At 66.9% G+C, this 22116-nt stretch carries 20 protein-coding genes; 12 read left to right on the top strand and 8 right to left on the bottom strand.

The features are described from left to right. Positions 1-301 precede the first annotated feature (301 nt). The 3 genes from QUV35_RS08940 to QUV35_RS08930 all read right to left on the bottom strand — a co-directional run bounded on the left by QUV35_RS08940 (position 302) and on the right by QUV35_RS08930 (position 3727). Positions 302-1705 (bottom strand): CmpA/NrtA family ABC transporter substrate-binding protein, encoded by a 1404-nt coding sequence (locus QUV35_RS08940; RefSeq protein ID WP_300872846.1) that lies wholly within the window; start codon positions 1703-1705, stop codon positions 302-304. Between the two features lie 145 nt (positions 1706-1850). After that, a complete protein-coding gene (locus QUV35_RS08935; protein WP_300872844.1) occupies positions 1851-2543 on the bottom strand; it encodes a response regulator transcription factor in 693 nt (230 codons plus the stop codon). Continuing rightward, positions 2540-3727: a PAS domain S-box protein gene (locus tag QUV35_RS08930; protein ID WP_300872842.1), complete on the bottom strand. Its 1188-nt coding sequence runs from the start codon at positions 3725-3727 to the stop codon at positions 2540-2542. The genes QUV35_RS08935 and QUV35_RS08930 overlap by 4 nt, the downstream gene beginning before the upstream one ends. A gap of 92 nt (positions 3728-3819) precedes the next feature. Between QUV35_RS08930 and QUV35_RS08925 the strand changes: the two genes are divergently transcribed. Further along, the gene (locus QUV35_RS08925) at positions 3820-4431 is read left to right on the top strand and encodes a Crp/Fnr family transcriptional regulator (protein WP_300872840.1); all 612 of its coding nucleotides are present in this window, start codon (positions 3820-3822) and stop codon (positions 4429-4431) included. Positions 4432-4714: 283 nt separating this feature from the next. Here the strand turns inward: QUV35_RS08925 and QUV35_RS08920 are convergent, their stop codons facing one another. Both QUV35_RS08920 and QUV35_RS08915 read right to left on the bottom strand, forming a co-directional pair. Continuing rightward, positions 4715-5665, bottom strand: coding sequence for a TerC family protein (locus QUV35_RS08920; RefSeq protein ID WP_300872838.1), 951 nt, complete (start codon positions 5663-5665; stop codon positions 4715-4717). Between the two features lie 243 nt (positions 5666-5908). Further along, a complete protein-coding gene (locus tag QUV35_RS08915) occupies positions 5909-6985 on the bottom strand; it encodes a homocysteine S-methyltransferase family protein (protein WP_300872836.1) in 1077 nt (358 codons plus the stop codon). 80 nt (positions 6986-7065) lie between these two features. On the opposite strand from QUV35_RS08915, the gene QUV35_RS08910 reads away from it, so the two are divergent. From QUV35_RS08910 to QUV35_RS08900, 3 genes are all read left to right on the top strand, one after another. After that, a complete protein-coding gene (locus QUV35_RS08910) occupies positions 7066-7485 on the top strand; it encodes a rhodanese-like domain-containing protein (RefSeq protein ID WP_300872834.1) in 420 nt (139 codons plus the stop codon). 35 nt (positions 7486-7520) lie between these two features. Further along, a complete protein-coding gene (gene recQ / locus QUV35_RS08905; RefSeq protein WP_300872936.1) occupies positions 7521-9392 on the top strand; it encodes a DNA helicase RecQ in 1872 nt (623 codons plus the stop codon). 175 nt (positions 9393-9567) lie between these two features. Further along, the gene (locus tag QUV35_RS08900) at positions 9568-9912 is read left to right on the top strand and encodes a hypothetical protein (protein ID WP_300872832.1); all 345 of its coding nucleotides are present in this window, start codon (positions 9568-9570) and stop codon (positions 9910-9912) included. Between the two features lie 84 nt (positions 9913-9996). Here the strand turns inward: QUV35_RS08900 and QUV35_RS08895 are convergent, their stop codons facing one another. Then, positions 9997-12405, bottom strand: coding sequence for an ATP-binding protein (locus QUV35_RS08895; protein WP_300872830.1), 2409 nt, complete (start codon positions 12403-12405; stop codon positions 9997-9999). Positions 12406-12575: 170 nt separating this feature from the next. On the opposite strand from QUV35_RS08895, the gene QUV35_RS08890 reads away from it, so the two are divergent. From QUV35_RS08890 to QUV35_RS08870, 5 genes are all read left to right on the top strand, one after another. Next, positions 12576-13775 (top strand): threonine ammonia-lyase, encoded by a 1200-nt coding sequence (locus tag QUV35_RS08890; RefSeq protein ID WP_300872828.1) that lies wholly within the window; start codon positions 12576-12578, stop codon positions 13773-13775. A gap of 83 nt (positions 13776-13858) precedes the next feature. Continuing rightward, positions 13859-15319, top strand: coding sequence for a mechanosensitive ion channel (locus QUV35_RS08885; RefSeq protein WP_300872826.1), 1461 nt, complete (start codon positions 13859-13861; stop codon positions 15317-15319). Next, complete coding sequence (locus QUV35_RS08880; RefSeq protein WP_300872824.1) at positions 15320-15748, top strand: PaaI family thioesterase; 429 nt, start codon at positions 15320-15322, stop codon at positions 15746-15748. It begins immediately after the preceding gene. A 50-nt stretch (positions 15749-15798) separates the two neighbouring features. Then, a complete protein-coding gene (locus tag QUV35_RS08875) occupies positions 15799-15942 on the top strand; it encodes a hypothetical protein (RefSeq protein ID WP_300872822.1) in 144 nt (47 codons plus the stop codon). Positions 15943-16303: 361 nt separating this feature from the next. Continuing rightward, on the top strand, positions 16304-18160 hold the full coding sequence (locus QUV35_RS08870) for a phosphoenolpyruvate carboxykinase (GTP) (protein WP_300872820.1): 1857 nt from the start codon (positions 16304-16306) through the stop codon (positions 18158-18160). A 130-nt stretch (positions 18161-18290) separates the two neighbouring features. Here the strand turns inward: QUV35_RS08870 and QUV35_RS08865 are convergent, their stop codons facing one another. Beyond that, a complete protein-coding gene (locus tag QUV35_RS08865) occupies positions 18291-18833 on the bottom strand; it encodes a hypothetical protein (RefSeq protein ID WP_300872818.1) in 543 nt (180 codons plus the stop codon). A gap of 104 nt (positions 18834-18937) precedes the next feature. On the opposite strand from QUV35_RS08865, the gene QUV35_RS08860 reads away from it, so the two are divergent. The 3 genes from QUV35_RS08860 (at position 18938) to QUV35_RS08850 (ending at position 21393) form a co-directional block, all read left to right on the top strand. Then, positions 18938-19954, top strand: coding sequence for a LysR family transcriptional regulator (locus QUV35_RS08860; protein WP_300872816.1), 1017 nt, complete (start codon positions 18938-18940; stop codon positions 19952-19954). Positions 19955-19977: 23 nt separating this feature from the next. After that, positions 19978-20898 carry a metallophosphoesterase gene (locus tag QUV35_RS08855; RefSeq protein ID WP_300872814.1) on the top strand — a complete coding sequence of 307 codons (921 nt, stop codon included), beginning with the start codon at positions 19978-19980 and terminating at the stop codon, positions 20896-20898. A gap of 72 nt (positions 20899-20970) precedes the next feature. Beyond that, the gene (locus tag QUV35_RS08850; protein WP_300872812.1) at positions 20971-21393 is read left to right on the top strand and encodes a universal stress protein; all 423 of its coding nucleotides are present in this window, start codon (positions 20971-20973) and stop codon (positions 21391-21393) included. Positions 21394-21457: 64 nt separating this feature from the next. On the opposite strand, the gene QUV35_RS08845 is transcribed toward QUV35_RS08850, so the two are convergent. Next, entirely contained in the window at positions 21458-22102 is a 645-nt protein-coding gene (locus tag QUV35_RS08845) for a TetR/AcrR family transcriptional regulator (RefSeq protein WP_300872810.1), read from the bottom strand. Between the last annotated feature and the right edge of the window lie 14 nt (positions 22103-22116).

Raw genomic sequence — 22116 nt, 5'->3', positions numbered from 1 at the left:
TGCAAGCAGCGGGCCAAGCTGGGCGATTCAGGGTCTGTTTCGAAGGCCGAAGCGCATTTCGCAGCCACGGCAACCACCCCCTGTAGGGCTGGCCCTACACGAGCCGCTCAGGATCGTTGCGCCAAGGCAGACACCGCGCCCACCACCAGGGGCACGGGCGGCCAGCCGTCTGCTGGAGCAGACACGGAAGGCGCGCAGCGTGCGGTTCGGTGCCGAATCGGATCGGCAGCTCGCAACCTTCACCAAGCCGAGCACCAACCTGGACGGCTGCCGCCTTGTCAGGCACCGCCTTGGTGCCGAATCAACCCTTGCCGATGGCAAAGGACTTCACATACGCCTCGGGCTTGGCGGGGTCGAAGGTCTTGCCCATGATCACGTGGGTCTTGCTGTTGGTCGAGGGCGCGGTGAAACCCAGCTCGGCCATGCGCTTGCGCGCGTCGGTGGCGAGAAAGACCTGCTCGGCGATCTGCGCGTAGTTGATGTCGGTCTTCACATAGCCCCAGCGCTTCATCTGGGTGAGCATCCACACCGCCATGGACTGCCAGGGGAAGGGATCGAAGTTGATGCGGTTGGGCTCGTTGCGCACCGAACTCAGGCCATCCGCAAAGCGCCCGAGCAGCACCTGCTCCAGCACGGTGAGCGGCTGATTGAGGTAGTTCGGCCCGGCAATCGCCGCAGCCACCGCGGGGCGGTTCTCCATCCTGGAGCAGTGGAGGGTGGAGGTGACGATGGCGCGGAACAGAGCGGCAAAGGTGTTGGGGTTCGTTTCCACAAACTTGCGCGTGGCGGCAAAGGCGCAGCAGGGGTGGTTGTCCCAGAGCTCGCTGGTGAGCAGGTGGATGAAGCCCACGCCGTCAAACACTGCGCGCTGGTTGAAGGGCTCGGCGACGATGAAGCCATCGATGTTTTCGGCGCGCAGGTTGGCCACCATGTCGGGCGGCGCCATCACGCGCAGTTGCACGTCGGTGTCCGGGTCGATGCCGTTTTCGGCCAGGTAGTAGCGCAGCAGGAAGTTGTGCATGGAGAAGTCGAATGGAATGGCGAACTTCATGCCCTTCCACTTCTTCGGGTCGCGGTTGTCCTTGTGCTTCACATGCAGGGTGATGGCGTTGCCGTTCACGTTTTCGATCGCGGGCATCACCATCGGCGTGGCATCGGCGCCCAGCCCCATGCTGATGGCCAGCGGCATGGGCGAGAGCATGTGCGAGGCATCGAACTCGGCGGCGAGCGTCTTGTCGCGCACCACGGCCCAGCCCGCGGTTCGGTTGAGTGAGACCTTGAGCCCTTCTTTGGCGTAAAAGCCCAGCGGGTCGGCGGCCACCAGTGGCGTGGCGCAGGTGATGGGCAGGAAGCCGATCTTGAGATCGGTCTTCTCCAGCGGCCGGCGGTCTTGTGCCAGGGCCTGCATCGCGCCCATGGGGAACAGGCTGGCGATGGCCGCCATGGCGGTGGGGCGGCCCACCGCTTTCAGAAAGGCTCGGCGCACCGGCTCCTGCGGAAACAGCGCCTTGACCAGCGCCGCCTCCATGAAGTCGGCACCGCGCTGTTCCTCGCTGTTCATGCCCGCGTTGTTGACCAGGCGCTGCGGTCCGGCGTGCGCCGCACCAAAGGCCTGAATGTGCTCGGCCACCGAGTGGGGCCGGCCACAGGCACAGCGCATGCGCAAGGGTCGGTCGGCATCGAAGGGATCGTAATCAGCGGTCATGGCACACCTCGCAAGTTGATGGACGGGGTGGGTGACGCAAGCGCCGCGCCAGATCGCGCTTCCCGCCGAGAATCGACGTGGGCATTTCGATGCCACGTAGGGCCAGCCCTACAAACCCGGCCTGAGCCGGCCCGCACGGCGGCGATCAGGCAGTGGCTTGCCCTGGCTCGGCATGGCGCGCGTGGCGCTCGGCGGAAAGCGCGAGCTCCACGTCGTTTTTCGCACCGGTCTTCTCGAGAATGCGTGCACGGTAAGTGCTCACGGTGTTGGGCGCGAGACCGAGCTGTGCACCAATCTCGCTCACGGTATGCCCCTGGGTGAGCAGGCGATACACCTGATGTTCCCGGTGCGACAGGGCTTCGGGGCCGGCCTGTGTGCGGGCCTGGCCCACTGCGACGGCCAGCGCCTCGGCCGTGGCTGCGTTCAGGTAAATGCCACCGTGAGCCACTTTGCGCACCGCAGCCAGCATGTCGTCGGGGTCGGCGCTCTTGTTGAGGTAACCGCTGGCGCCCAGGCGGATGCAGCGCACCGCGTACTGCTTCTCCGGGTAGGTGCTGAGCATGAGCACCGGCAGGCGCGGGTGCTCGCGCTTGAGGGCTTGCAGCACGTCGAGTCCGTCGATGCCCGGCAGCGCGATGTCCAGCAGCACCAGACCCAGACCCGCCCCGCCGGGTGCACACAGCGCCGCCACCTGCGCCAGCACCTCGTGGCCGGTGGGCGCCTCGGCGACCACCGTCACATCGGGTGCATCGGCCAGCACCTGCTTCAGACCTTCGCGCACGATGCGGTGGTCGTCCCCGATGAGCACGCGGATGGTGTCGGGGTCGGTGGTGGTCATGCCGAGGCCTCTGCAGGAATGGCGACCGCCAGGCACATGCGCGTGCCGGCGCCGGGCGCGCTGGAAATATCGATGCGGCCGCCAAAGTGGCGCGCGCGCTCGCGCATGCCCATCACCCCGTAGGCGTCGGCCGCCTCGAAGGCCTGGGCCGGCGCGCCGACACCGTCGTCCTGCACCGACAGGCTCAGCACCCCCGCCTGCACGGCGATGCGCACCTCCAGCGTTCGGGCGTGCGCATGCCGCCCCACATTGCTCAGCATCTCCTGAAAGATGCGGAACACGCCCATGGCCAGGGGTTCTGCCGGATCGGGCGCGTCGTCGACGTCCATGCACCAGTTCAGGGACATCTCGGCCGATTGCACGAACTCCTGCGCCTGCCATTCGAGCGCGGCCCACAGGCCCTGGTGGTCCAGGATGCTGGGGCGCAGGTCGGTGATGATGCGGCCCACGTTGTCCACCGCGTTTTCGATCAGCCGGCTCATGTTCTGGCACTTGCAGCGCATGCGCTCGCGCATGTCGCCGGCCGCCTCCAGCGTGCGCTGCTCCTGTTCCGACAGGCGCTTGTCCAGCCAGTTCACGTCCATCTTGAGGGCCACCAGCAGGCTGCCGAGTTCGTCGTGCACCTCGCGTGCGATGCGGGTGCGTTCCTCCTCGCGCACCGCCTCCGACCGGGCGGCCAGTTCACGCACCTGCTTCAGGGCGGTGGCCAACGCCAGCGTGCGCTCATCCACCCGTTCTTCCAGTTCGTCCTTGGCACGCTGCAGGGCATCGGCAGCCCGCTTGCGCTCGGTGATGTCGACGAAGGTCACGACCGCGCCCCGCACCTCGCCGCCGTCGATGATGGGATGGCTGGAGTACTCGACCGGGAAGGCCGTGCCGTTGCGCCGCCAGAACACCTCGGTGTCGATGCGGCAGGGCAGGCCTTCCCGGAAGGCCTTGAAGATCGGGCAGTCTTCCACCGGGTAGTGCGCGCCGTCGGCGTGCGAGTGGTGGGTGAAATCGTGCATGTTGCAGCCCAGCAGCTCGTCGGGCTCGAAGCCGATCATGCGGGCGCCGGCGTGGTTGATGAACACGCACAGACCGTGCAGGTCGATGCCGAACACGCCCTCACCGGTGGACGCGAGCAGCAAGGCCAGTGGGTCGCCCCAGGCGCGGGTGGAGGGGTCGGGCGCGTCGATCTGCATCAACGCAAGGCACGCAATGAATGTGCCAAAGCGGTGCGCGGCGACGGGCGACAATGCAGGACACCCCACTTCGCAGCCCACCGGTACCCCCCATGGCCCTGTTCGACAGACTGTTCGGCGAGCGCTACGCCGCGGCCCGGGCGCGCAAACGCCGCCGCAGCCGGGTGATTGTTTCCTCCACCGCCCACCGGGCCGCCGAGCTGCTGCGCTCGACCAACGCGCTGATCCAGCTCAGCGAGGCCGAGGCGCTGACCGTGGTGGGCTTCATGGAACTGCGGCGCTGCGCCGAGGGCGAGGCCATCATCCGCCAGGGCCACAGCGGCGGAGAAGACGGCTTCATGGCGCTGCTGATCGAGGGCGAGGTCACGGTGGAGGCCGTCACCGTCAGCCGCACCGAGCCGCACACGGTGAACGTCCTCGGGCCGGGTCACCTCATGGGCGAGATGTCGCTGATGGACGGCGAGGCCCGTTCGGCCACCTGCACCGCCAGCACCGAGGTTCGCTGCGCCGTGCTCACACGCTCATCGCTGCAGATCCTGATCAAGGAAGAGCCCACCACCGCCGCCAAGCTGCTCAGCGCCGTGGCCCAGCGCCTGAGCCAGCGGCTGCGCGACAACGACACCAAGCTCCAGCTGTACGGTCAGCTCGTGCTGTCGATGCAGCAGGAGATCGAAAATCTGATTCCCGAACGCGAACGCGACTGAAGGCGATCCGGCGCCGGGCCGCCCCAAGGCGGGGCCGCCCCAAGGCGGGGCCAACCCCCCCGGGGGGCAGCGGACCTCGCGCAGCGGGGGAGCGTGGGGGCGAAGCGGCCCAGCCGCCGGGCCGCCCCAAGGCGGGGCCAACCCCCCCGGGGGGCAGCGGACCTCGCGCAGCGGGGGAGCGTGGGGGCGAAGCGGCCCAGCCGCCGGGCCGCCCCAAGGCGGGGCCAGCCCCCCCGGGGGGCAGCGGACCTCGCGCAGCGGGGGAGCGTGGGGGCTCACAACCTCAAGTGTTCGGAGCCGTCTTGCTGCTCCAGACCATGGTGATCGCGAGAATGGAAATCACCACGCCCAGGGACACCGTCACTGGAATCTTGAAGATGTCGATCAACAGCATCTTGGTGCCGATGAAGACCAGGATCACCGCCAGACCATAGTTGAGCAGGTGGAAGCGGCTGGCCGCGGCCTGCAACAGGAAGAACATGGCGCGCAGGCCCAGGATCGCGAACACGTTGCTGGTGAGCACGATGAACGGGTCCTTGGTGATGGCGAAGATCGCCGGGATGGAGTCGACCGCGAAGATCACATCGGTCAGGCCCACCAGGCAGATCACCATCAGCAGCGGTGTGGCGATGCGCTTGCCGTTCTCCACCGTCCAGAACTTCTCGCCGTCGAACGACTTGCTCACCGGCAGCAGCTTGCGCAGCAGCTTGAGCGCGGGGTTGTCTTCCAGGCTGGGCTCCTGGCCGGCCGCCCACCACATCTTCACGCCGGTGAGCACCAGGAAAGCGCCGAACACGTACAGGATCCAGTGGAACTCCGCGATCAGCCAGCCGCCCACCAGGATCATCACCGTGCGCAGCACGATGGCGCCCACGATGCCGATCATGAGCACGCGCTTCTGGTAGGCCGGCGGCACGGCGAAGTAGGTGAAGATGAGCAGGAACACAAAAATGTTGTCGACCGCCAGGCTCTTCTCGATCAGGTAGCCGGTGAGGAACTCGAGTGCCTTTTCATTGGCGATCTCGGTCGAGCCCGTGGTGTCCTTCACCGCCCACCAGAAGAAGGCGTTGAACATGAAGCTCAAGGCCACCCAGACGAGCGACCAGCGCAAGGCTTCCTTCACGCCCACCACATGGGAGCCCTGCTTGCTGAGCACGACAAAATCGACGAACAGGGCGACGATGACGATCGCGACAAAGACGACCCACAGCCACAACGGGGCAATGCTTTCCATGAGAAACCTCGGATTGGTGTTGAAGGAACACCCCAAGGTCTTGCCATCACCGCCTGGTTGGCGGCTGGAGGTTTCCGGCGGCCGGGCGACCGCGTATTGACGAAAACCCCACCTGCCAGGGCCCGGCTCGGCGCCGGGTGGCAGGTCGACTACTCCCCTTGAAGGGAAGCGCGATTGTGGTTGCGAATCAGAAGTTCCACCAACTGAGATACCTTCCGTTTTTTCCTGAAGGTCCGGCGTGGATCAGGCGGCTTCCTTGTAGAAGAACTCGCGCCGCAGGCTGCGCGGAGCCAACGGCTCCACACTGTGGTGAATGGCTGCGATGTGTTCCGGCGTGGTGCCGCAGCAACCGCCCACGATGTTGACCAGCCCCTCGGCCGCGAACTCGCGCAGCAGTTGGCTGGTGTCTGCCGGGGTTTCGTCGAAGCCGGTGTCGCTCATGGGGTTGGGCAGGCCGGCGTTGGGGTAGCAGCTGATGAAGGTGTCGCCCGCCACCTTGGCCAGCTCCTGGATGTAGGGGCGCATGAGCGCAGCACCCAGGGCGCAATTGAGGCCCACGGCCAGCGGCTGCAGGTGGCGCACGCTGGCCCAGAAAGCGCTGACCGTCTGGCCGCTCAGGATGCGGCCGGAGGCATCGGTCACGGTGCCGCTGATGATGAGCGGCAGGCGCTCGCCACTTTTCTCGAAGTACTCGTCGATGGCGAACAGCGCCGCCTTGGCGTTGAGCGTGTCGAAGATGGTCTCCACCAGCAGCACGTCGGCCCCGCCTTCCACCAGGGCCTCGACCTGCTCGAGGTAGGCCGCGCGCAGTTGCTCGAACGTCACGTTGCGCGCGCCGGCATCGTTCACGTCGGGACTGATGCTCGCCGTCTTGGGCGTGGGGCCCAGGGCTCCGGCCACGAAGCGGGGCTTGTCGGGGGTGCTGAACTTGTCGCACGCGGCGCGCGCGATGCGCGCCGAAGCCAGGTTCATCTCGCGCGCCAGATGCCCCATGTCGTAGTCGTCCTGGGCGATGCTGGTGGCGCCGAAGGTGTTGGTCTCGATGAGGTCGGCGCCGGCGGCCAGATAGCCCTCGTGGATGTCCTGGATGACATCGGGGCGGGTGAGGCTGAGCAGCTCGTTGTTGCCCTTGACGTCCTTGTGGAAGTCCTTGAAGCGCAGGCCGGCACCGTCGGGGCCGGCATAGCCATCCCCGCGGTACTGCGCCTCGCCCAGCTTGAAGCGCTGGATCATGGTGCCCATGGCGCCATCGAGAACGGCGATGCGGTGTTTCAGGATCTCGGGCAGCGCCGTGGCGCGGGTGTAGGCAGGACGTGTCATGCCCGGATTGTAAGAAGCCACCCGCCGCAAGACCTCTCACCCCAAGGGGCGGCCCCGGGCTTTCCCCGACAATAGCGGGCATGAAACATCTCTCGCCCACACAGGCCTGGGCCTGGTTGCAGGCCGAACGCGCCAGCCGCGAAGCCCGCGGCGAGGCAGCGCCGCTGTTCGTGGACGTGCGCATGGAAATCGAATCCCTCTACGTGGGCCGCCCGCCCGGCGTGGAGAACATCCCCTGGTACGAATACCCCGACCTCACGCCCGACCCGGCGCGTTTTGCCCGGGCTGTCGAACAGGAGGCGGGCGACAAGGACCGCCCGGTGCTGCTGATCTGCCGCAGCGGCAAACGCACGCTGGACGCGGGCAAGGCACTGGAAGACGCGGGCTTCGCCCACGTGGCGCATGTGGTGCACGGCTTCGAGGGCGAACTCAACGAGGACTTCAAGCGGTCCAGCCTCAACGGCTGGCGCTTTGATGGTCTGCCGTGGGAACAGATGTAGTGGGTGCGATCGACATCGCGCCCGGCGGCGAAATCCTGGAGGCCAGCGTCGGCGTTCTGCAGGAGGTGTTCGGATTCGAGGCCTTTCGAGGTCCGCAGGCCGAGATCGTGGCGCACGTGGGCGCTGGGGGCGATGCACTGGTGCTCATGCCCACGGGCGGCGGCAAGTCGCTGTGTTACCAGGTGCCGGCCATCGTGCGCGAACGCCGCGGCCAGGGCCTCACGGTGGTGGTGTCGCCACTCATTGCGCTCATGCACGACCAGGTCGGTGCACTGCTCGAGGCCGGTGTGGCCGCCGCCTTTCTCAACTCCAGCCTGTCCAGCGAAGATGCGCAGCGGGTGGAGAAGGAGATGCTGCGCGGCGAACTGACCCTGCTGTACGCCGCGCCCGAGCGCCTGACCACACCACGCTTCCTCGCGCTGCTCGACTCGCTCCGGGAACGCGGCAAGCTCGCGCTGTTTGCCATCGACGAAGCGCATTGCGTGAGCCAGTGGGGTCACGATTTCCGCCCCGAGTACCGCGGCCTGGTCGTGCTGCACGAGCGTTTTGCCGGCGTGCCTCGGGTGGCGCTCACCGCCACCGCCGACGACCTCACGCGCGCCGACATCGTGGAGCGGCTGCAACTGCAGGACGCACGCACCTTCATCAGCAGCTTCGACCGGCCCAACATCCGCTACCAGCTGGTGGAGAAGAAAGACGCCACCGCACAACTGCTGCGCTTCATCCGCGACGAGCACACCAGTGGCGACGAACACGACGCCGGCATCGTGTACTGCCAGTCGCGCCGCCGGGTGGAAGAGGTGGCCAAGCTGCTGTGCGAGGCGGGGCTGCATGCGCTGCCGTACCACGCCGGCCTGGACGCGGCCGTGCGGCAAAAACACCAGGACCGATTCCTGCGCGAAGAGGGCCTGATCATGGTGGCCACGATCGCGTTCGGCATGGGCATCGACAAGCCCGACGTGCGTTTTGTGGCGCACCTGGACATGCCCAAGAACATCGAGGGCTATTACCAGGAGACCGGCCGCGCCGGCCGCGACGGGGAGCCTGCCAACGCCTGGATGGCCTACGGGCTGCAGGACGTCGTGAACCAGCGCCGCATGATCGACGAGAGCCCGGCGGCCGACGAGTTCAAGCAGGTGATGCGGGGCAAGCTCGACGCCTTGCTCACGCTCGCTGAAGCCAGTGACTGCCGCCGCGTGCGCCTGCTTTCGTACTTCGGAGAAGACAGCAAACCGTGTGGCAACTGCGACAACTGCCTGCACCCGCCGCAGCTCTTTGACGCCACCGAATCGGCGCGCAAGCTGCTCTCGTGCATCTACCGCGTGCAGCAGTCCAGCGGCATGGCATTTGGCGCCGGGCACATCATGGACATCCTGCGTGGCAAGGTCACCGAGAAAGTGACCCAGCACGGGCACGACAAGCTCTCCACCTTCGGCATCGGCGCCGACCTGTCCGAGACGCAATGGCGCGCCCTGCTGCGCCAGCTGATCGCCCGCGAGGCGGTGCAGGTGGACGCAGCGCACTACAACACGCTGCACCTGCAGGACGCGGCGCGCGAGATCCTCAAGGGGCAGAGCGCGGTGTGGCTGAAGTCGCTCGCGGAGAAAGCGGCGGGCCCGGGCCGGGTGAGTCGCCAGCGCAGCGCACGCGCCGCCGTGGCGGACGACGGCCAGCCGCTCACGCTGGCGGCGCGCGACTGCCTGGACGCCCTCAAGGCGTGGCGCGCCGGCGTGGCCAGAGAGCACAACCTGCCGGCCTTCGTGATCTTTCACGACGCGACCTTGCGTGCGATCGCCGCACGCCAGCCGCAAACCCTGGCCGATCTCGACGGCATTGCCGGCCTGGGCGTGAAAAAACGCGAGGCCTATGGCGCCGAGGTGTTGCGGGTGGTGAGTGCTTTCGGGTGAGCGGTCCCGGAACGTCGCGACCCCCACGACCACCATCGGCTGACAGGCGCCACCGTTCATCGCAAAGAGGCGTTTTCAGACCGTTCACCGCTCAAGAACGCGCCGGCTCTGACGATGCTTGAGGTGTACCCGGGGTTCGTCCCGGTCACCCCGAACATCTCGAACGGAGCACTGCATGTTTTCCTGGCTGCCCTGGATTGGCAAAAGCAAACGGGTCCAGTACCACGACACGCAAGTGCTGGAGCTGGACTTTCTGGTCGACGAGTTCCACGCGGCCATGGCCGACATCCAGGACCCCGTGCGCGTGCGCATCCATGCCGCGTTGCTCTCGTGCCAGAGCCCCAAGGACCTCTGGTTCCTGCGCAGCAAACTCTTTGCCCTGATCTCCAAGCACCACTGCGAGAGCGTGGCCAACACCCGCATTTCGCGCCTGGACCAGAAGCTGCGCTTCTTCGTGGACAACCACCCGGACTATTCGCCGGACGAACTCCCCAGCAAGCCCATGACGCTGCTGCATTGAACCCCCCGCGCCGCCTGCGGCGTCACCCCCAGGGGGGATGAAACAAGGCCACCCTCGGGTGGCCTTTTCCCTGGGCGTGCACGCTCAGTGCACAAACCCCATGCCGCGTGCCTCGCGCACCTCGGGCTTGATGCGGTGCTCGGCTTCCAGCTGGGCAATGAACTCCTCGGGCTCGAGCACCTCGGCCAGGATCTCCACCTGACGCTTCACCGCCGCGAAGTCACCCGGGCAGAGCTGGTCGAGCCTGGCCAGGCGGGCGGCGTGCGCGACGTCCAGCCGTGAGCGCTCGCCTGCAAGCGCCTCCACCACGAACATGGCTTCGCGCTGCTCGGCCGTGAGCGGCTTGAAACGGATCTTGAAGGTGAAGCGCCGCAGTGCCGCCTGGTCGATGCGGTCCATCAGGTTGGTGGTGCAGATGAAGATGCCGGCAAATCGCTCCATGCCTTGCAGCATCTCGTTGACCTCGGTCACCTCGTAGGTGCGTTGCGCACCCCGGCGGTCCTGCAGGAAGCTGTCTGCCTCGTCCAGCAGCAGCACGGCTTTCTCGGCCTCGGCCTCGCGGAACATGGCGGCCATCTGCTGCTCGGTCTCGCCCACGAACTTGCTCACCAGGTCACTGGCGCGGCGGATCATCAGCGGGCGCTCGAGCTGTTGGGCGAGGTGCTCGGCCAGCGCGGTCTTGCCGGTGCCGGGAGCCCCATGGAAACACAGGCAGCCGTGGCCGCGCGCCTTGAGCGCGGCGATCACGCGCGGCAGTTCGTAGCGCGACTCGACGTTGAGCATGTCCAGGCTGTACTGGGTGACGCCCGGGCGCTGCACGGGATCGGGCTTGCGGCCGAGCGCGAGGTCGGCGTTTTTCAGTTGCCGCTCGATCAACTCGTCGAGCATCGGTGCCGACGCCGCGCGCGCCTTGACGCTGCGGCGCGTGGCCGGTTTGGCGGGGCTGGCGGCGAGCCCGGCGAAACGCACAGCGGTGCGGATCTGGGCCGGTGTGAGGCCCTTGCGCTCGGTCAGGCGGGCCACCAGCGCGTCGGACACCGGCACGCCTTCGAGCGTCTTGCGCACCAGCTGTTCACGCGCACCGGGCGGCGGGCTCTTGAGTTCGAGGTGGTAGGCAAAGCGCCGGCGAAACGCCGGGTCGATCTGTTCGATGCGGTTGGTCACCCAGATCGTGGGCACGGCGTTGGTTTCCAGGATCTGGTTGACCCAGGCCTTGCCGCTGACACTGCCGGTGTGCGAGGAAGCCACATGCTCGGCCCGCGCCATGATCTGCGCGGCCTCGCTGGAGATCGGCGGAAACACGTCTTCCACCTCGTCGAACAACAGGGCCGAATGCGCGGTGCCCTTGAGGAAGACCTGCGCGATCTGCAGCGAGCGGTAGCGGTCGCGGCCCGAAAGGGCATTGCCGTCGCGGTCGGCGTATTCCACTTCGAACAGCTCCAGACCAGCGGCCTGTGCCAGCACCCGCGCGAGCTCGGTCTTGCCGGTGCCCGGGGGGCCGTACATCAGCACGTTCACGCCCGGCTCCTTGCGCGCGACCGCCTCGCGCAGCAGGCCGCACAGCAGGCGCACGTCTTCGCCCACGTAATCGAAGTCCTTCGGCGTGAGCGCCGAGCGCGCCGCCGGGCGCGTGAACACCGCCATGAGTTCGCTTTGCGTGCGGTACTCGCGCATGAGCACCGGCGGCAGCTTTTCACTGACCTTCATCAGGTCGGCCAGGTCGGTGATGTTGTGTTCGGAGATCAGGTTCTCCACCATGCCGATGCGCTCCAGCCGCGAGCCCGCGCGCAGCGCCTCGCCCACCTCGCTGGCCTTCACGCCGGCCACGTCGGCAATGGCCGCATAGGCCTCGGGCGCGTTGTTGACCTTGAACTCCACCAGGATGGAGCGCAGGTCGCGCTGGTAGCGCGCGAGCGTTCCGTAGAGCAGCAAGGCGCGTTCGGCGCGGTTGAGCTGCAGCAGGCCGGCGAGGGCGTCGATGTTTTTCTCCACCAGCGTCGATTGTTTCTTGAGCGCATGGCTGAGCCATTCGCCGGTGACGGCGAGCACCGAGAGCAGGTCTTTGGGCGACTCCTTGGCATATTCGTCGAGGTAGAAGAAGAGCGTGCCTTCTTCGTAGGGGCCGCGCCACACACCATAGCGCTCCATGAAGGCGGTGGTGGGGAGCTTGTCGTGCCCGCTCCAGAGTTCGTTGTCCTTGCAGCGGCGCTGCAGAAACTCGCGCAGCCGCGACAGCACGGTGAGCGGCCACACCAGATGTCGGCCGGCGAGCGAGAGCAAGGTGTTGAGGTCGCGGCGCACGTTGAAGCGGGGCCCCTGGCGAGCCGCGAGCGTTAGCACGAAGTGCGAGCACATGAGGTCGAGCACGGGGGCCTGGCGAAGACCGTGCGGCACGAACACCCGTCCCTCGCCCACAAAGGGGTTTCGGCCCTCCCGCGGATCGACCAGGGTACGGCCTGCAGGGGGTGCAGGCAGCACGGAACGCTTGATCATCCAGACCCCTCCAGAACGTGCTTCCAGTGACGCCGTGCCGGGACATCCGGCATTCAAATGGACCATAACCCAGCTTGATCAATCATGGAAGCGAGTGATGAAGCGTGTTTGTGGGATTTGTCCGGCTTTATGGAAGCGCGGCGCACGCTGCGCCGGTTCACAATCTCGCGATGCTGGAACTCAAAGACATTCAAGCCGCCGCCGCCCGTCTCACCGGGCAGGTGCTGGACACGCCCTTCGTCGAATCGCGGACCATTTCGCAGCTCACGGGCTGCCAGGTGTTCCTGAAGTTCGAGAACCTCCAGTACACCGCTTCGTTCAAGGAACGCGGTGCCTGCAACAAGCTGGCCCAGCTGGGCACCGACGAGCGGGCGCGCGGTGTGGTCGCCATGAGCGCAGGCAACCATGCCCAGGGCGTGGCGTACCACGCCCAGCGCCTGGGTCTGCGCGCGGTGATCGTCATGCCGCGCTTCACGCCCGGTGTGAAGGTGGAGCGCACGCGCGGCTTCGGCGCCGAGGTGGTGCTGCACGGCGACACGCTCGATGAATCCCGTGCCCATGCGCACGAACTGGCGCAACGGCAGGGTCTGGTGTTCGTGCACCCGTACGACGACGAAGACATCGTGGCGGGCCAGGGCACGGTCGCGCTGGAGATGCTGCGCGTGCAACCCGACCTCGACACGCTGGTGGTGGCCATCGGCGGCGGCGGCCTCATCGCCGGCATGGCCACCGCCGCCAAGGCGATCCGCCCGGACATCCAGATCATCGGCGTGCAGACCGAGCGTTTTCCCGCCATGTTCAATGCGATCAAGGGCACCCACCTGCCCCAGGGCACCAGCACGATTGCCGAAGGCATTGCCGTGGGCACGCCCGGCGTGATCACCGAAGCGATCGTGCGCCACAAGGTGGACGACCTGTTGCTCGTCGACGAGGGTGACATCGAACAGGCCATCGTGATGCTGCTGGAGATCGAGAAAACCCTGGTCGAAGGCGCGGGGGCCGCCGGCCTGGCCGCGCTCATCCGGCATCCGCAGCGCTTTGCCGGCCAACGCGTGGGGCTGGTGCTGTGCGGCGGCAACATCGACCCGCTGTTGCTGGCCTCCATCATCGAGCGCGGCATGGTGCGCGCGGGCCGGCTGGCGCGCATCCAGGTCAATGCGCGCGACGTGCCGGGCAACCTTGCCCGCATCACGGCCACGGTGGCCGACGCCGGCGCCAACATCGACGAGGTGCACCACCAGCGCGCCTTCACCCTGCTCGCGGCGCAGAACGTCGCCATCGAACTGGTGCTGCAAACGCGTGGGCGGGAGCACATCGCGCAGGTGATCGAGCGTCTGCAGCAAGCCGGTTTCGACACGTCGCTGCTCTGACATCGCGGCCCGGTCGAGGTTGACGCTGGCCGGAGGGCTCTGCATCATGGGTTCGGTCCCGACTCACGAACCGGAGCAACGCCATGAACACCAATGCCTTGTGGGACTCGCTGCAGAACAACCTGGGCACCCACATCCCCCAGTTGCTCGGCGCGCTTGCGATCTTCATCCTGGGCTGGCTGATCGCCGTGCTGGTGCGGGCGGCCACGCGCAAGAGCCTGGGCTTTGTCGGCGTGAACCACCGCTTCGGCAAACTCACCGGCACGGGGGTGGACATCGAGGGCGCGGTCGCGCTCGGCCTGTTCTGGGTGGTGATCCTGCTCACCCTCGTTGCGGTGTTCAATTCCCTGGACCTGGCGATCGTCTCCGGTCCTTTTTCGGCCTTCACCACACAGCTCTTTGAATACGCGCCCCGCCTGTTGGGGGGCCTGGTGCTGGCGCTGGTGGGCTGGCTGGTGGCCAGCGTGGTGCGCGCCGTCGCGCAAAAACTGCTGGACAAGACCACGCTCGATGAAAAACTGTCCGAACACGCCGACATGGCGCCCCTCGGCGAAGGTCTCGCAGGAGCGCTGTTCTGGCTGGTGATCCTGCTGTTCGTGCCCGCGATCCTGGGTGCGCTGCAACTCGAGGGCCTGCTCGACCCGTTGCGCGGCATGGTGACCAAGACCCTGGACATGCTGCCCAACGCGGTGGCCGCCTTCGTGATCGGTGGTGTCGGCTGGATCGTGGCCACCGTGCTGCGCAAACTCAGCACCCACCTCAGCCGCACCGCCGGCATCGACTGGCTCGGCAGCCGCGCGGGTCTGGCCGGCACGGTGCAGCTGTCCAGCGTGATCGGCCTGCTGGTGTTCATGGCCGTGTTCCTGCCATCGCTGATCGCAGCGCTCGATGCGCTGAAGATCGAGGCCATCTCCCGGCCAGCCACCGACATGCTGTCGCGCCTGATGCAGGCCGTGCCCAACATCGTGGCGGCCGGCTTGATCCTGGTCGTCACCTGGCTGGTCGCCAGCTTCGCCAGCCAGTTGCTGACCAGCCTGCTCGCCGCGCTGGGTTTCGACACCCTGCCGGCCCGCGTCCAGCTGGCCCATGCGTTCGAGAACACCAGCGCGTCCCGGCTGGTTGGCCGGGTGGTGCTGTTCTTCGCCATGCTCTTTGCGACGGTCGAAGCAGCGGCACAACTCGGGTTCGGCCAGGTCAGCGACATGGTCGCCAGCTTCATCCGCTTCGGGGGCGACATCCTGCTCGGTTCGGCCATTCTGGTGATCGGCTTCTGGCTGGCCAACGTGGCGCACGACGCCATCGACCGTGCCAGCGGCGCCGGCACCCAGGGACTGGCGCGCGTCGGCCGCTATGCCATCCTGGCGCTGGTGATCGCCATGGGCCTGCGTGCCATGGGCATCGCCGACGACATCGTCAATCTGGCCTTCGGGCTCACACTGGGCGCGGTGGCGGTGGCGTTTGCGCTGTCGTTCGGCCTGGGTGGGCGGGAAGCAGCCGGCAAACTCATGGACCACTGGCTCGCGCGCTGGCGCAAGGAGGATTGAATGGGTCAACAAACGCCCGCCCCTGTTTCGGTGGAATCGCTGCAAGGCCTGCTCACGGCCTGGTTCGCGCCCTGGGTGCAGGCGCTCGGGCTGCAGGTCGAGTCGTTTGCCGACGGCGTGGTCACGCTGCGTTTGCCGCAGAACGACCAACTCGCGCGCGTGGGCGGCATGTTGTGCGGCCAGGCCATGATGTCGGCCGCCGACACCGCCATGGTGCTGGCCATCGTGACCCAGCTCGGTGATCAGCGTCCCATGACCACCGTGCAGCTCAACACCAGCTTCCTCAAACCGCTGTCGGGCCAGGACGCCCGCGTCACCGCCCGGGTGGTGCGGGCGGGCAAGAACCTGGTGTTCGGCGAAATCGACATCGCCGGTGCCACCGACGGGCGCAGCGTGTGCCGCGCCAGCACCACGTACGCCCTGCTGTGAGGCGACTGCCTTAAAATCCCGCCAGTTTCATCTTCCGCAGGACCCAAAACATGGACCACCACGACGCCCACACCCCCAGCGACCAACCCCAGGACATGGTCGAGTCCATCGTTCCTTTCATGCCCGTGGTGCTGCCGGTGGCCGGCGGCGTGCTGATGTTCCTGCTGGCCTTCATCGCCGTTTTCATGGCCTGACGCACCCGGCACCGGCCCGACGGCCGAACGCCCCGGGGGCGTTCGGCCGTTTTGTTTGGCGGCCCGTGCAGGCCCAGACCGTTTAATGCATCACGTTATGCGGGTTTTGCATGTAACCAGTTCGTAACCCGGCGCCCGGTTTCATAAAATCGGAGCAAGGACGACACACGGACCGAGCCGCGGGCACACCAACCCGCCCCTTGTCCTCTGGCTGACCAGCGCCAACCGCTGTTGAGCCCACCGCGCCGACCACCCCTTTCAAGCACAAGGGACACCCGACAGCCGCCCTGCTGCATGCCCTGCAGCCCGCGGCTGTCGGCGTCTCTGGTGCGCACCGGTTATCAACTTCTGGAGCCTTCCCATGAACTCTCCCGTGATGCAGGGACTGACCCTCAACACCCCTTCCCATGTCAGAAATGCCCGACTGATCGCCTGGGTGGCCGACATGGTGGCCCTGTGCAAGCCCGACAACGTGCTCTGGTGCGACGGCAGCGACGAGGAATACGCGCGCCTGTGCGAACTGCTGGTGAGCGCCGGCACGATGAAGCGGCTCGACCCGGTGAAGCGGCCCAACAGCTTTCTGGCCTGCTCCGACCCGTCGGACGTGGCCCGTGTGGAAGACCGCACCTTCATCTGCAGCGAGCAGCAGGAAGACGCCGGCCCGACCAACAACTGGAAGGCACCGGCCGAGATGCGCGCCACGCTGCAGCCGCTGTTTGACGGATGCATGCGCGGGCGCACCATGTACGTGGTGCCCTTCAGCATGGGCCCGCTCGGCAGCCCGATCGCCCACATCGGCATCGAGCTCACCGACAGCGCCTATGTCGCCGTCAACATGAAGCTGATGACGCGCATGGGCAAGGCCGTGTTCGACGTGCTGGGCACCGACGGCGAGTTCGTGCCCTGCGTGCACACCGTGGGCGCGCCACTGGCTGCGGGCGAAACCGACCAGACCGGCTGGCCCTGCAACCCGACCACCAAGTACATCGTCCACTACCCTGAAACCCGCGAGATCTGGAGCTATGGCTCGGGCTACGGCGGCAACGCGCTGCTGGGCAAGAAGTGCTTCGCGCTGCGCATCGCCTCCACCATGGGCAAACAACAGGGCTGGCTGGCAGAACACATGCTCATCCTGGGCGTGACCAACCCTGAAGGCCGGAAGTACCACGTGGCTGCGGCCTTCCCGAGCGCCTGCGGCAAGACCAACTTCGCCATGCTGATCCCGCCCAAGGGCTTCGAGGGCTGGAAGGTCACCACCATCGGCGACGACATCGCCTGGATCAAGCCGCACGCCGACGGCCGCCTCTATGCGATCAACCCGGAAGCGGGCTACTTCGGCGTGGCCCCGGGCACCAACACCCTGACCAACCCCAACTGCATGGCCAGCCTGGACCGCGACGTGATCTTCACCAACGTGGCCCTGACCGACGACGGCGACGTGTGGTGGGAAGGCATGAGCGATGCACCGGCGCACGCCATCGACTGGCAAGGCAAGGACTGGACGCCGCAGATCGCCAGGGAAACAGGCGCCAAGGCTGCGCACCCGAACGCCCGTTTCACCGTGGCCGCGACCAACAATCCGGCGCTCGATGCGGCCTGGGACGACCCCGCCGGCGTGGCGATCGATGCCTTCATCTTCGGCGGACGCCGCTCGACCACCGTGCCACTGGTGACCGAAGCCCGCGACTGGACCGAAGGCGTGTACATGGCCGCCACCATGGGTTCCGAGACCACCGCTGCCGCCTTCGGCGCGCAAGGCGTGGTGCGCCGCGACCCGTTCGCCATGTTGCCTTTCACCGGCTACAACATGAGCGACTACTTCCAGCACTGGCTGGACATGGGCGCGAAACTGCAAGCCCAGGGCGCCAAACTACCGGGCATCTTCTGCGTCAACTGGTTCCGCAAGGACGAGGCGGGCAAGTTCGTCTGGCCCGGTTTCGGCGAAAACATGCGCGTGCTCAAGTGGATGATCGACCGCCTCGAAGGTCGCGGCCAGGGTGTCGAACACGCCTTTGGCGTGAGCCCGCGTTTTGAAGACATCCACTGGGACGGCCTGAATTTCTCGGCCGAACAGTACCGGACGGTCACACACATCGACCGCGCAGCATGGAGCACGGAGCTTGCGCTGCACAGCGAGCTGTTCACCCAGCTCGCCCACCATTTGCCAAGGGAACTCGAGGAGACAAAAACGAAGATCGAGAAGCGCCTGGCCGCCTGAGGCCGCCGGCCCCGACACGGTCGGGCGGCACGATCTGCCACCCACCGCCGCACCCCGGGCCAAGAAGCCCGGACGAAAAAAAAGCCACCGCACCCGGTGGCTTTTTTGTGGGCGCCCGGCAAACGGGCGTTCAGAGGTAGTGGTTGTGCATGTGGCGCGCGGCGCGGGCCTGGCCCAGACGCTCCCAATAAGATGCGGTCGGTGCCGCGGCGCCGGACGCCACTGGCAGGCCCAGCGGAGCGAGCGCGGTGTCGAAGGTGCCGGCGGGCTCGTCCGCTTCGGCGCGGGTGCGGGCCAGCGTCAACTCGCCCATCAGACGCGGGTCGTGACGGGCCATTTCCCACAGGCGGGTTTCGGCACGCGCCTCGGCCAGCGACTGCGACCAGCTGTCCAGCACCACGATGCCGCGACGGGCGAGGCGGCGGGCCGAGTCGGCAAACAGCGCCAGACCGGCGAACACCACCACCCACAGCAACACCCAGGCCAGGAAGAGATGCCCATCGGCCCAGGTGCTGATCAGGCGGTCGGCAAGGATGACCATGGCGGCCACCACAGCGGCGAGCAACAGGGCGGCCAGGCCACGCGAGCTGTCGGCTCGGCGCGGCTGGCGGCCAGCCGGGGAGGTGCGGCCGAGGCCAATGGAAACAGTGGGGTTGGATGCGAGGGTGCTCATGGCGGGCTCCTGAAGGAAAGAATGTCTTTTGGACCACGCAATACTAGGGTTAACCCGCATTTCACGCCAATTTATCTTTGTGATGTCTTACATTCATCAGGGTGATGAATAGCCTGAACTTCCGCAACCTCGACCTGAACCTGCTGCGTGTGTTCGACGAGGTGATGACCGAGCGAAACCTCACCCGGGCCGCCCACAGTCTCTCGATGACGCAGCCGGCGGTGAGCAACGCCCTGCGTCGCCTGCGCGAGGTGGTTGGCGACGATCTGGTGCGCCGGTCGGGCTATGGCGTGGAGCCCACGCCGCTGGCATTGAGCCTGTGGCCATCCGTTCGGGACGCGCTGCACCTGCTGCGAGAGTCGCTGGCGCCGGGCACCTTCGACCCGCTGAGCGCCCACAACGCATTCGTGCTGGCGATGGCGGACGCCACGGCCGCCAAGCTGGTGCCCGGCCTGATCGACATTTTCGAAACCGAGGCGCCCGGTGTGAACCTGCGGGTGGTGCCGCTCACGACGCGCGATCCACGCGGTCTGCTCGAAGACGGCTCGGCCGACCTGGCCATCGGGCATTTTCCGGGCGTGCTCGCCGAACTCGGCGCCTTGCACCTGCAGGAGAACAACCCGCAGTTCCTGCATCAGCGCCTGTACGACGGCGAGTACGTGGTGGTCATGCGCAAGGGCCATCCCCTGGCCGGGCAGCCGCTGACCCTGGACGCCTACTGCGACGCACGCCACCTGCTGGTGAGCTTCTCCGGGCGGCCGTTCGGTTTCGTGGACGAGTCGCTGGCCGCGCTCTCGCGACAGCGGCGCGTCGTGCTCACGGTCAACCAGTTCTTCACCGCCGGCCGTGTGGTGGCCACCACCGACTTGCTCACCGTGCTGCCACGCCACTTCGTCGGCGCCACCGGGATCGAGCACGAACTGGCCCTGCTGGACCTGCCCCTGCCGGTGCCCGCCGTGCATGTGGACGCGCTGTGGCACCGCCAGGCGACCCACAGCAGTGGCCACCGCTGGTTGCGCCAGGTGGTGGAACGGGCGTCGGCGGTCGGGTTCCGCAGTGCCGAATCCTCCGCTTCCAAACCGTCCCGGCGCCGAACACGCAAGCCGCCAGATTCCGTTTGACAGGGCTGGCCGACAATGCCCGCATGAAGATCCAACTGCTCAGCGACCTGCACCTGGAAGCCAATCCCGGATTCGTCGCGGTCCCGGCGCCCGAGGCCGATCTGCTGGTGCTCGCCGGTGACATCGGCTCCTACCAGACCCGCCGGGACGGCAGCGTGATGAACGAGCCCGACTGGGGTCTGCAGCGGTTTTCCCCGTTGCCGGGTCACGCCGGCTGGCCGGTGCCGGTGGTCTTTGTTCCGGGCAACCACGAGTACGACGCGCTGGACGTGGACGAGACCCACGCCGCGTTGCGGAAGGCTTGCGAACGCCTCGGCATCCAGTGGCTGGAGCGGGAAAGCCTCCAGACGCACGGCGTTCGCCTCATCGGCACCACCCTCTGGAGTGATTTCGATGCCCTGGCCGACCATGCCCCGACGCCCACGCCCGCGCGGCACAGCCGCGCCGGTGCGGTGGCCTTGAAGCGCGCACCCGACCCTCTGACGCACCGCCTGCGCCAGCGCGAGAAGGCCTTTCGCGCGGCCAATCACTATCTGCAGACGATGGCCAGCCAGCGCAACGGGCGGCTGTTCGACGCCGAAGCCATGCGCTCGCTGGCTCTGGACTGCCAGCACTGGCTGCGCGCTGCGCTGGCCGAACCGTTTGACGGGCCCACGGTGGTCGTCACCCACTTCGCGCCCACGTTGCACAGCATGGACCCGCGCTACGGCATGACGCCGGGCACGGCGGGCTTTTGCAACGGCCTGGACGATTTGCTTTCGCACGCCGACTTCTGGCTGCACGGTCACCTGCATTGCCCGACCGACGTGCAGGTGGGGCGATGCCGCATCGTCGCCAATCCACTCGGCTACCACGACAAGAACGAGCAGGCGTCATTCGTGCCGGCGCGATGCATCGATGTGAGCGCGGAGGGGGTGGCTCCTGTTCACCCGCCAGCAGTTTGAGCCAGCGCAAGAAAACGGCGCGCGATGCCCCTAAACTCGGTGAGAACCTCATCGAAACCCAAGGAGACCGCCATGAAGATCCTGCTCGCCGTCGATGGCAGCGCGTACACCAAGAAGATGCTGGCCTACCTCGCCACGCACGACGAGATGTTCGGCACCAACAACACCATCACCCTGGTGACCGTGCAGCTGCCTTTGCCGCCGCGTGCCCGCGCGGCCGTGGGTGCCGACATCGCCAACGGCTATTACGCCGACGAGTCGGCCAAGGTCACGGCACCCGTCGTCAAGTTCCTCAAGCGCCACGGCATGGAGCCCACGGTCGTGTCCAAGGTGGGCACACCGGGAGAGCTGATCGCCAAGGTCGCCAACGAGGGCAAGTTCGACCTGCTGATGATGGGCTCGCACGGCCACAGCGCCCTGGGCAACCTCGTGATGGGCTCGGTGGCCACCAAGGTGCTGGCGCACTGCAGCGTGCCGGTGCTGCTGGTTCGCTGAGGCCTGCTTCGCCCACTGAAAAGGCCGCAACCGCGGCCTTTTTCGTTGCAGCCGGGCGGCGCGGTCAGCGGGATTTCAGCCCGTCGAAACAGGTGCTCAGCACCATGTCGATGATCTCGTCGTTGCCGTACTGCCCCGAACCCTTGAGAAAGCCGAGCACCGGATCGCAGGCGCGGGCGAACAGGGTGTAGAGCACGGCGATGGCGGGCAAGGTGTTGTTGAGGCTGCCGTCGGCCTGGGCGAGGGTGATCCAGTTGCCCAGCCGCTCGCTCACGTCCATGAGGCCATCAACGTAGGCCTTGTTGGTCGTCAGCGAGGCGCGCAGGCTGGAGTTTTCGCTCGGCAGCGACGGCATCTCGCCAGCCAGCTGTACCTCCATGGTCCAACGGGCCACGGCACGCAACTGTTCGATCGGCTGCTGGTTCGCGCGTCCTTCCAGGCTGTCCAGGAAGGCACGCGCCCGGTCCATGACGCGGACCATGGCCGCAGCCGCCAGATCTTCCTTGCTGGGGAAATGTTTGTAGAGGCTGGCCTTGGCGATGCCGACCTCGGCCGCCACCTCGTCCACCGTCATGGCGTCAAACCCTTTTTCGGCCAGCAACCGGTTCACGGCCGAGACGATCGCGTCTTCGCGCGCCAGGTGCATCTGTTGGCGGAAGCTGCGTTTCAGAGGGGTTTCGTCAGGGGATTTCGGGACTGCGCTGGTCATGGACAACCTTTTGG

The sequence above is a fragment of the Hydrogenophaga sp. genome (assembly GCF_030373225.1).
GTDB lineage: Bacteria > Pseudomonadota > Gammaproteobacteria > Burkholderiales > Burkholderiaceae_C > Hydrogenophaga.
This window is presented reverse-complemented; position numbering and strand designations above follow the sequence as displayed.

Coding starts and splice junctions, on each gene's coding strand:
- QUV35_RS08925 (WP_300872840.1), top strand. CDS start 3,820: ATGGCCCTGTTCGACAGACTGTTCGGCGAGCGCTACGCCGCGGCCCGG.
- QUV35_RS08915 (WP_300872836.1), bottom strand. CDS start 6,985: ATGACACGTCCTGCCTACACCCGCGCCACGGCGCTGCCCGAGATCCTG.
- QUV35_RS08885 (WP_300872826.1), top strand. CDS start 13,859: ATGAACACCAATGCCTTGTGGGACTCGCTGCAGAACAACCTGGGCACC.
- QUV35_RS08865 (WP_300872818.1), bottom strand. CDS start 18,833: ATGAGCACCCTCGCATCCAACCCCACTGTTTCCATTGGCCTCGGCCGC.
- QUV35_RS08930 (WP_300872842.1), bottom strand. CDS start 3,727: ATGCAGATCGACGCGCCCGACCCCTCCACCCGCGCCTGGGGCGACCCA.
- QUV35_RS08870 (WP_300872820.1), top strand. CDS start 16,304: ATGAACTCTCCCGTGATGCAGGGACTGACCCTCAACACCCCTTCCCAT.
- QUV35_RS08920 (WP_300872838.1), bottom strand. CDS start 5,665: ATGGAAAGCATTGCCCCGTTGTGGCTGTGGGTCGTCTTTGTCGCGATC.
- QUV35_RS08940 (WP_300872846.1), bottom strand. CDS start 1,705: ATGACCGCTGATTACGATCCCTTCGATGCCGACCGACCCTTGCGCATG.
- QUV35_RS08880 (WP_300872824.1), top strand. CDS start 15,320: ATGGGTCAACAAACGCCCGCCCCTGTTTCGGTGGAATCGCTGCAAGGC.
- QUV35_RS08850 (WP_300872812.1), top strand. CDS start 20,971: ATGAAGATCCTGCTCGCCGTCGATGGCAGCGCGTACACCAAGAAGATG.
- QUV35_RS08860 (WP_300872816.1), top strand. CDS start 18,938: ATGAATAGCCTGAACTTCCGCAACCTCGACCTGAACCTGCTGCGTGTG.
- QUV35_RS08855 (WP_300872814.1), top strand. CDS start 19,978: ATGAAGATCCAACTGCTCAGCGACCTGCACCTGGAAGCCAATCCCGGA.
- QUV35_RS08895 (WP_300872830.1), bottom strand. CDS start 12,405: ATGATCAAGCGTTCCGTGCTGCCTGCACCCCCTGCAGGCCGTACCCTG.
- QUV35_RS08890 (WP_300872828.1), top strand. CDS start 12,576: ATGCTGGAACTCAAAGACATTCAAGCCGCCGCCGCCCGTCTCACCGGG.
- QUV35_RS08875 (WP_300872822.1), top strand. CDS start 15,799: ATGGACCACCACGACGCCCACACCCCCAGCGACCAACCCCAGGACATG.
- QUV35_RS08845 (WP_300872810.1), bottom strand. CDS start 22,102: ATGACCAGCGCAGTCCCGAAATCCCCTGACGAAACCCCTCTGAAACGC.
- QUV35_RS08910 (WP_300872834.1), top strand. CDS start 7,066: ATGAAACATCTCTCGCCCACACAGGCCTGGGCCTGGTTGCAGGCCGAA.
- QUV35_RS08935 (WP_300872844.1), bottom strand. CDS start 2,543: ATGACCACCACCGACCCCGACACCATCCGCGTGCTCATCGGGGACGAC.
- QUV35_RS08900 (WP_300872832.1), top strand. CDS start 9,568: ATGTTTTCCTGGCTGCCCTGGATTGGCAAAAGCAAACGGGTCCAGTAC.